The sequence below is a fragment of the Acinetobacter sp. FDAARGOS_559 genome, assembly GCF_003940475.1.
In the GTDB taxonomy this organism is placed as follows: Bacteria; Pseudomonadota; Gammaproteobacteria; order Pseudomonadales; family Moraxellaceae; genus Acinetobacter; species Acinetobacter baumannii.
This window is the reverse complement of sequence record NZ_RKJG01000003.1, coordinates 1-8,424: the sequence shown is the minus strand read 5'-3', so window position 1 is coordinate 8,424 and position 8,424 is coordinate 1. Positions and strand designations below refer to the sequence as shown.

General features: G+C 36.8%; 8 protein-coding genes. 3 read left to right on the top strand and 5 right to left on the bottom strand.

Translation table 11 applies throughout. From position 1 onward, the window contains the following. Positions 1-122: 122 nt before the first annotated feature. Positions 123-368: a hypothetical protein gene (locus EGS71_RS00580; RefSeq protein ID WP_002011476.1), complete on the bottom strand. Its 246-nt coding sequence runs from the start codon at positions 366-368 to the stop codon at positions 123-125. A gap of 153 nt (positions 369-521) precedes the next feature. Between EGS71_RS00580 and EGS71_RS00575 the strand changes: the two genes are divergently transcribed. Beyond that, positions 522-746, top strand: a complete 225-nt coding sequence (locus tag EGS71_RS00575) for a hypothetical protein (protein ID WP_002011480.1) — start codon at positions 522-524, stop codon at positions 744-746. Positions 747-1,796: 1,050 nt separating this feature from the next. Here EGS71_RS00575 and EGS71_RS00565 read toward each other — a convergent pair. Next, on the bottom strand, positions 1,797-2,438 hold the full coding sequence (locus tag EGS71_RS00565; RefSeq protein ID WP_004787586.1) for a TetR/AcrR family transcriptional regulator C-terminal domain-containing protein: 642 nt from the start codon (positions 2,436-2,438) through the stop codon (positions 1,797-1,799). Positions 2,439-2,503: 65 nt separating this feature from the next. Between EGS71_RS00565 and tet(39) the strand changes: the two genes are divergently transcribed. Further along, entirely contained in the window at positions 2,504-3,691 is a 1,188-nt protein-coding gene (tet(39), locus tag EGS71_RS00560) for a tetracycline efflux MFS transporter Tet(39) (RefSeq protein ID WP_004856455.1), read from the top strand. 229 nt (positions 3,692-3,920) lie between these two features. On the opposite strand, the gene EGS71_RS00555 is transcribed toward tet(39), so the two are convergent. From EGS71_RS00555 to EGS71_RS00540, 3 genes are all read right to left on the bottom strand, one after another. Then, positions 3,921-4,451, bottom strand: a complete 531-nt coding sequence (locus tag EGS71_RS00555) for a plasmid replication DNA-binding protein (protein ID WP_002011486.1) — start codon at positions 4,449-4,451, stop codon at positions 3,921-3,923. Positions 4,452-4,517: 66 nt separating this feature from the next. After that, on the bottom strand, positions 4,518-5,447 hold the full coding sequence (gene repM / locus EGS71_RS00550) for a replication initiation protein RepM (RefSeq protein WP_002011482.1): 930 nt from the start codon (positions 5,445-5,447) through the stop codon (positions 4,518-4,520). Positions 5,448-6,043: 596 nt separating this feature from the next. Beyond that, entirely contained in the window at positions 6,044-7,213 is a 1,170-nt protein-coding gene (locus tag EGS71_RS00540) for a MobA/MobL family protein (protein ID WP_002011489.1), read from the bottom strand. Positions 7,214-7,519: 306 nt separating this feature from the next. Here EGS71_RS00540 and EGS71_RS00535 point away from each other — a divergent pair, with 306 nt between their 5' ends. After that, entirely contained in the window at positions 7,520-8,293 is a 774-nt protein-coding gene (locus tag EGS71_RS00535; protein ID WP_031946062.1) for a hypothetical protein, read from the top strand. Positions 8,294-8,424 lie beyond the last annotated feature (131 nt).

Here is an 8,424-nt window from a genome sequence, read left to right as displayed (position 1 = left end):
ATGATGATTGCCCATTTGCCAGGTGTGTAGAATATTGCAATAAAAAAACCCCGGTATCCTGCCAGGGTTTTATAGCGTTTATTCTGGTTTCAAGCCACAAAAGAGTAAAGACGATTCATAACTCAATAGTCAAAGTTGAAGAAGTGTTCTGGGAAACAAGAAAGAAAGGCTTTTTGAATGTCGCTGTATTCACCCTCTGGATGTTCCTCTAGATAACGTCGAGTCCAAATGACTGTTGCTTCATAATCGTTAAAGCACTGATCGAGTTGTAAAAAAATCCAGAGTTCATGGGCTTTTTGAATGAAAAAGTCATTAATAATCATGAGAGCAATTTTCTTTTCAGTGTTTGAATCCGGGTATGAGTACATAGTATGTTTCTCCTATAGAGATGATAAATAGTTTCGTTGATAAACTATTTATAACACATAAAATAATGTGTTTACCACATAATATTATGTGTTTTTATGTAAATATAACCCTATGCTATAATCTCAAAACACTATTTCTATAAATTTAATTAAATGCCATATACTGAATTTCAACGTCTTGTCGGTAAAGCAGGGCTTTCAATTAAGGAATTTGCTGCCTTATTGGATATGAAACCCAATTCGATTACGAATTACAGTAAACAAGGTGTGGTTCCTACACATATCGCTGTAATCGTTGCGTTGATTTCTACGATGAAAGATGAGGGATTAGATTTCTATCCAATTTTTGAAAAAATTAAGTCGTATTCAAAAGAGTAAAACTCTCTTTTTTTGATAGTTGTAAGCTTTTTAGTAGCGATTGATGACGTAAAAAATGCCTGAACTTCAGGCATTTTTTTATTTTGAGGTACTTATAAACCTCAATAGAACTTTTCAATAAAGTTTCGAGTTTTGAGAACCAGAGTGATCATCAAACTCTTATGTTCTGAGATCTTAGGTCGAGCAATCGGTAAACCGGAAATTTCTACTTTGGGCTTACACTCGAACTGCGCATAAGAGACTTTATGTTAAATAATGGCTTTTATATGAGCTGATATGTCTAAACATAAACGCAATTTTACTAAGGTTGCTTAGATATTATGGAATCTAAATATCTCAATCGCTCATCCCTCTTTACTTTATTTTCATGTTTAATCACCGCTACTAGTAAAACTATGGTCATAGCTCCTGCTAGGTAGATAATTTTTTTTTTCATGATTTCCTTATAGTGAAGTTATTTTTTCCTATTTTATATAACATGATACAAATCATATAAACAATCAAATTATGAGATGTATACATCGAAATCTGATAGGTAATTTAAGAAATAAAAAAACCCCGGCAGGATGCCGGGGTTTCTTTGGGTTGCTCAGTATGACTCCTGTCTTACCTCACGTCCTGGTGCGATCTTTCTTATTCTTGTTGTTTGGAACATCCTGTTTTCTATGACTTCATCATAAAAAAATTCCAGTATGCCGCATAGCAGCAAGGGCCTAGATTGATGTGAGCCAAAGCGTACAAAATAGCCTAAATTTTATCCACAAAAATTGGGGATAATTTTAGATGCAAGAGTCTTGTTAATTGGGCAAAAAAGCGGAAATTGATCACTTTTTAACCAATTCTATTGGCGAAATATTACAAAGTTGCTTGAAAACTCACCGACTTATTACAGAAGCTAATTTTTGTGCATTTTGTGCTCAAGGGTGAGCTTTTAAATTATTGATAAATAAAAATATTTTAAAATACGTTTCGTATAAGCTCTATTATGTTAAATAATTAAGGATAAAAGCTTTATTACTAAATAGAACAGTTGCTTAAAGCAGTATAGAGTTAAGTTTGCATTTTAATATCAAGTTGTCTTTCAGCACCGATAATCACCATACGAATCCCATTTTCAAAAATGTCATCCGCATTCATATTTTGTAAGGTATTCACTCCTTGGAGCATGAGTGGATATATAGTTGGATCGGCTTCGAATGGTGGGTCTGATCTTATTTCTTCTTGCTGCTCCTCAAGGACCCACCCAACAATAAACCTTCCTAATGTCATAAGTAATGCAACTGCTTCAACAGGAGAAAACCCAGCATGAGATAACAGCGCAACTTGGGCCTCAATCGTGTTGAAATGTCCTTGACTGGGGCTAGTTCTTGCATGTAGACGAGCACCATCACGGTAAGCTAGTAGTGCTCGACGAAAGCTTACAGAATTAGCGAGCAACCAATCTTGCCATGTCATCCCATCGATGGGTAAAGAAACTAAATGGTGTTCATTTATAATGGTTTCCGCCATTGCTTCCATTAACAAGGATTTATTCTTGAAATGCCAATATAGAGTTGGAGATTTAATACCCAATCGTTGAGCTAGCTTGCGTGTGGTTATTGAATCTATGCCTTCTTCATTCAACATATCCAATGCGGTACGCAGGACTATTTCACGTGTCAGACGTTGAGGTGCAATATCTTTTTTACTCATAAATCTATCACTGATAGGGAGTGTGTGAGAGAATATTAATTCTATCATTGCTAGAGAAGGCATTTGTGAAGAAATCATTGAGCGTGATTTTAATCACTATATTTCTGGATGCTGTTGGGATTGGTTTAATTATGCCGATCTTGCCTGAATTATTACGGTCATTGGCTGGAGCTGAAGCAGGCGGTGTTCACTATGGTGCTTTATTAGCTGTGTATGCTCTGATGCAGTTCATTTTTGCACCTATCCTTGGAGCGTTGAGTGACCGATTTGGACGTCGACCTGTATTAATTATTTCAATTGCTGGTGCAACGGCTGATTATCTCCTAATGGCTGCTGCTCCTTCTCTATTGTGGCTATATATTGGTCGTATTTTTGCGGGAATTACAGGTGCCAACATGGCTGTTGCAACAGCTTATGTTTCAGATATTACTCCAGCCCATGAGCGTGCAAAAAGGTTTGGTCTCCTTGGAGCTGTCTTTGGTATTGGGTTTATAGCGGGTCCGGTAATAGGTGGAGTTTTGGGTGAATGGAACTTACATGCACCGTTCTTTGCTGCTGCTTTTATGAATGGGATTAATTTAATAATGACAGCAGTCTTATTAAAAGAATCAAAACACAGCAATAAAATGACTGAGAAGGTTCAGGAGCAATCAATATTAAAGAAATTATCCTATTTGATCACTCAACCTAATATGGCTCCATTGCTTGGTATCTTTTTAATTATCACATTGGTTTCACAAGTCCCCGCAACTTTATGGGTTATCTATGGGCAGGATCGTTATGGCTGGAGTATATTTATTGCAGGTGTTTCCCTTGCTAGTTATGGAATATGCCATTCTATTGCACAGGCTTTTGCTATCGCCCCTATGGTAAAGAGGTTTGGAGAGAAAAATACGTTGTTATGTGGAATAGCTTGCGATGCAATTGGTTTACTTCTTTTATCTATTGCTGTTGAAGAATGGGTGCCTTTTGCGTTGTTACCATTGTTTGCCCTTGGTGGAGTAGCCGTTCCTGCTTTGCAAGCAATGATGTCCAGAGGTATTAGTGATGAAAGACAAGGTGAATTACAAGGGCTATTAAGCAGTTTTAATAGTCTGGGGGCTATAATTGGTCCTGTATTAGTTACTAGCCTCTATTTTATGACTCAGGCATCAGCTCCTGGAATGGTATGGGCATTAGCTGCAATACTTTATGTAATCACCCTACCCTTATTGCTTAAGTATCGCCTGAATAAATATTCTGGAGTTCCATAAAATATTTAATTTATTGGTTTAAAAACTAATGGATTCTATAGTTTATCTAAAATTAACATAATACACCTTATACGAAATGCGTTATAATTATCTTTAGAAATCAATGCTGTAGTTTCTAGTTGATAGCTCATCTTCCCCAAGGTGGGCTTTTTTTATGATTTTTCACGTTCCACGCCTATTCTTTGATCAATGTTTCACGACTTTGTTCATATCAGTTTAACAATCGTGGTTAATCATAGGGTCTAAAAAAACGGCTCCAAAAGCCCCTTTTCTCCGGTTCCTGTTCAACATGCTCCGGCACGGGAATCCGCTTATTTTCCCTCTGCTCGGGAGTAGTCAATCCGTCATGTTTAGTTTCTGCTGTGTCAGGTTCGGGATCTGGTTTGACTATGCTGGGTTGCACTAATTCTTGATCGGTAAACGTAGTCATATTAGGTTTTGGGGCTTCTAATAGGCGTTGCATCGTTTCAATTTGGTTTTGATAGAAAGATTCCCGATCTTTGGCATCATCAAGCTGATTTTTCAACATGTCTATCTGCTGTCTAAGCAGTAAAACTTCTGCCGAATTTGGAATGTCTACTTTTACAGATTCTTTTACATCCTGTTTTTTGACGGGTTCCCCAAAAACACGGATTGCTTCCGCTAGATCAATCTTATTCTCAGAATTTTTACTTAAAATTCCTTTCTTTATGTTATTGTAAATCGTTTGTCTATTGATGTTGTAGAGCTTGGAAAGTTCAAGAACTGTAAGGGTTTTCATCCTGTAAACCTATGCCTAAACTTGTAAAAATATACTGTCTAATAGACAAATGATCAAGTTTAAATTTTAGGCAGATGCAAAGCCAACTTTTTGAAGATAAGGGAATAATTCTTGGAACTTTTGAGAATCTTGAAGCATTTCTGAAATGCGCACAGCAAATTGCTGGTAGCTTTCGGTGCCTTCTGAATATCGCCCCATCTCAGGTAATTCAGAAAGTTTGTTGGCAAAGAGATGACGTTGTTTATCACTCATTTTGGAGAAAAGGGCTAATGTATCCGTTTCCTTAATTACTTTGTCAGAGTTGGTTTTTTTCTGCTTAAAACTGAAAGAAAAACCGGAAATTGAACGTCCTTTTTTATGTTGTTCATATTTAGCCGTTATATCAGTTAACTCATTTACTTGCTTGAGGGCAAAATCTAAAACATACGTTTTAAAATTACTCATTGTTTTGTATTGATGAGCTTCGACACCAAGTTGTTGTCTAAAGATCGATAGATCAAAAATTGGCGTTTTACCAGCAGATCTCCATTGAATTAATAACTCGTATAACCGAATAGCATAAGAGCTAGTTAATCTCGAAACCTGCTCCAATTCATATTTAGTAAAGTTTTCTTCCAGTCGAGTTATGAGTGGAACAATGTCTTGCGTGAAACGTAGGAAAACGATCCCTGTTTGAGGTTCATATCCAATTTTATCGACCCAACGACAGTGAAAGCTACGATCCTTACCAGTCTTAGGATTAATGTCATGATACGTGACATAGCGATCAAACAAGCTTTTAGATGCATCCCGAAGCACGGTATAAGCAGTGTGTTTCTCGACATTAAAGGTATTGATATAACTACTTGCATGTACTTCTAAAAGGCTATTTTCAGTTATCCCGTGTCCTGTTTCTCGAGCTTCAGCAATGGCTAATAGGATCAGCCTTTGTTCAACTGTATCTAGGGTATAGCTAGCTTGAATTAAAGCATTATCCTTTACGATTAATTCACTCATTTCTAATAATAAATTTATAATTAAACTAGGTTGTACAATAGACTATTTTAATGGATTTGTAAATCAACTTGATTTGAGGTCGATAAACCTAGTTTTAAGGTCGATAAACCTAGTTTTATGGGTCGATAAACCTAGTTTTATGGGTCGATAAACCTAGTTTTATGGGTCGATAAACCTAGTTTTATTAGTTATGAAACCCTTGTGTATAAAGGATTACAGCTTACTTAAAAGCATTTAAAAGATTAAAAATAATTAAAAGCCTAAACCATGAAAAATTGCCCTTGGTTTTCGCTACGCTCAAACTCTATTGAATCTCGCTTCGCTCGATTCGAGGGGCAATTTTTTGGTTAATATTTTCGTGAGTTTTAGAAAAAGCAAAAGCAACTCGGAATTCGCTTCGCTCATCATTTTTTTATGCTCGCTTCGCTCGACCTAGAAGCAAATTGAATCTGTTCGCACCCTTCGGGATGCTCTGTACCTCAGTCTTAGCAGCAAAGGGGAGCCTGTAATCAGAGAAAAAGCATGGCGAAAATTTTAATTGGGTCTGTTCGCTCGTAGACACTCGCTCTGTAAAGCCTGAATAAAACCAGATAATTTTAAAAACCCGGACCACCGTAATCATAATCATCAGATTTTGGCTTTGGCTGTTCGGATTGAATCGGTTTAGGGGGCTTATTCTGCGTGGGTAATGGATTCTTTGGTGGTGAATACACGTCAAACTCAAAGCATGGTGTTGAGTTATGCTCTGAATCCCTCAATTTTCGATTCATGTTATGAATGTTCCAGCCTTCTTGTTGCAATATAGGCTCTTGGGTTTTGATAATTTCACTAAAATCTTTTTTCAGTTTTTCCTTATTTTTCTGATTCTTCACTAAATAATTCAGGTAATACATCACTTCCAATGATGAAAATGGATGGTTTTCAGCACTATAAAAATATTCATGTTGTTGATCTAATTGCTTTTGGCGTTCTTCGAGTTCTCGTTCTTTTTGATTGTGTTCTCGAATTTTTTGGATCTGGGCGAGATATTCCGCTGTCGCGTTTTGTTGACCAACGCCTAGCTTAGGCTCAGGAAGATACAAAGTGCTGTGGATCTCGTTATATTTTTCATAGCTGTCTGCTGAAACCTGATTTTTGATGGTGATGTCTTGGCCATCCAATGTGTATGTGACGGTAGGGCAGTGCTGTGCAAGGGCATCATTCAGATGGTTTTCCCATTGTTTTCGGATATAGATTAAAAAAGTGGAATAGTCTGCGTGGCCATCCTGCAGCTGGATTTTCTTTGCACCGCCTTTGCTTGGATCTTTGGGGTTATAGCGTTTGAAATATTGTTCGGCTGTCCGTTCAATACCGTCATCGGCTTTTAGCGAGAACATGATGTGACAATGAGGCTGATCTTCGCCACTGAGGCGCGATTTAACGTTGTGTATGGCGTATGAATGCGGATATTGCTGTGGAACTATATGTTTGTCTAAAAACGTCTCTATGAGCGTTTTACGCTGTTCTGGCGTGAATTCATTTGGTAGGGCAATTTCATACTCCATGTAGACTTTGGCATTTTCTCGTTCAAACGTATCAGCGGCTTGCCAAAACTCAATGGGATCTTTCACCCAGGACGGCATGCATTTGCCTGGTTCAACGTATTCTAAAATTTCGTTACTTTTCTTGCGGACGTTTTCGTATTGCATCAATCGGGCAATATAGAGGTAATGCTGAATGGCGTAGCCTTTATTTTTACTTTTGACGCTGAAGTGATAACTGGCCATGCTCACCTTTTTGTTGGTCTGGGATCGGTTTTTATGCAGTGAAACGGAATGAAAACCGCCCGGATTTGGAATGCCTGGATGGCTGAAAAATCCGGTTGAAGGGGGTCAAGGGGGAAGCGCCCCATTGCGTACTAGTTTCTCCGATTAGGAGAAACTGTCAAGTGCGAATTATTTAAAATAAAAATAAAAATTCTTTTCAAGAAATTTTATTTTTATTTTAAATAATTATTTTCAGACTGACCGATTTAAATATGGTAAAACCATATTTAAATCGGTAGCAGTTCTGAAAATTTGGCGGCAGATGATATGACCCAGGAAAAAGCAAAGAAAAGAGGCAGACCAGCTCAGTTACTTCAGGTAGCGGAATTACATGCTTTCGTGGAGTTTTTATTAGAAAAAGATCCTCGTTCTAAATTAGAAAATCAAGTTGTCGATGCACTACAGGCTGAAGATTTCGACTTTGAAATGTTGTCTGAAGCTCAACAGATCTTAGTGAAAGAGGTCTTAAAACCTTATCGTGAGCACATGAAGTTAAAGCTATTGTTTGATGAGTTGTCTGAAAATCCAAAACGTACAGACTATGAAGAAAAGTTTGTGCAGTTGTATCAGGGATATCAGAACAATGAACTAGATCCAACAAAGACAAATATTTTGAAAACGATGTGTACTCGTTATCTAAAGTTTAAAGCACAAAAATTGGAGTATAAGGATTTAGAACTGTACTTAAGCCAGATTCAAAAAAAAGAAATCAATAAAAAAAGAACAGCAGCAGATCATCGAAAATATCAGTTAGGTGGCGCTGTCATTGCTGCTTATAAAGAATTGGGTCTTAATATTGATACTTTGACACCAGATCAAGTTAGAAAAGCCATTGTAGGAAATAAGAGGATCATAAATAAGATCGAAAAATCTATAATATTTGAGCAGATTGAGGCGAATCTTGAAACGTTTCTCTTCAGTTGGCCAATATTTTTTAAGGTCATTGATAAATTAGCAATGATTGAGTATGAAGGTGAAATTGTTCCTGAGTATATAAAAGCAATTATGTCATCTTTATCAGAGTGTCAATATAAAAAATAGTTAAAAATCAATAAATTAAAATAAGTTATTTTTAATAATAAAAGCTAGATATATCTGGCTTCTCAGTGATTGATTGGATTTAGATATCCATTTTCTTAAACAAGAAGAAGGGTAAATTCCGAATAATCATG

Excerpts from the sequence above, each read along its gene's own strand:
- EGS71_RS00555 (WP_002011486.1), bottom strand. The coding sequence starts at position 4,451 with ATGAAAACCCTTACAGTTCTTGAACTTTCCAAGCTCTACAACATCAAT.
- EGS71_RS00535 (WP_031946062.1), top strand. The coding sequence starts at position 7,520 with ATGACCCAGGAAAAAGCAAAGAAAAGAGGCAGACCAGCTCAGTTACTT.
- repM (WP_002011482.1), bottom strand. The coding sequence starts at position 5,447 with ATGAGTGAATTAATCGTAAAGGATAATGCTTTAATTCAAGCTAGCTAT.
- EGS71_RS00565 (WP_004787586.1), bottom strand. The coding sequence starts at position 2,438 with ATGAGTAAAAAAGATATTGCACCTCAACGTCTGACACGTGAAATAGTC.
- EGS71_RS00540 (WP_002011489.1), bottom strand. The coding sequence starts at position 7,213 with ATGGCCAGTTATCACTTCAGCGTCAAAAGTAAAAATAAAGGCTACGCC.
- EGS71_RS00580 (WP_002011476.1), bottom strand. The coding sequence starts at position 368 with ATGTACTCATACCCGGATTCAAACACTGAAAAGAAAATTGCTCTCATG.
- EGS71_RS00575 (WP_002011480.1), top strand. The coding sequence starts at position 522 with ATGCCATATACTGAATTTCAACGTCTTGTCGGTAAAGCAGGGCTTTCA.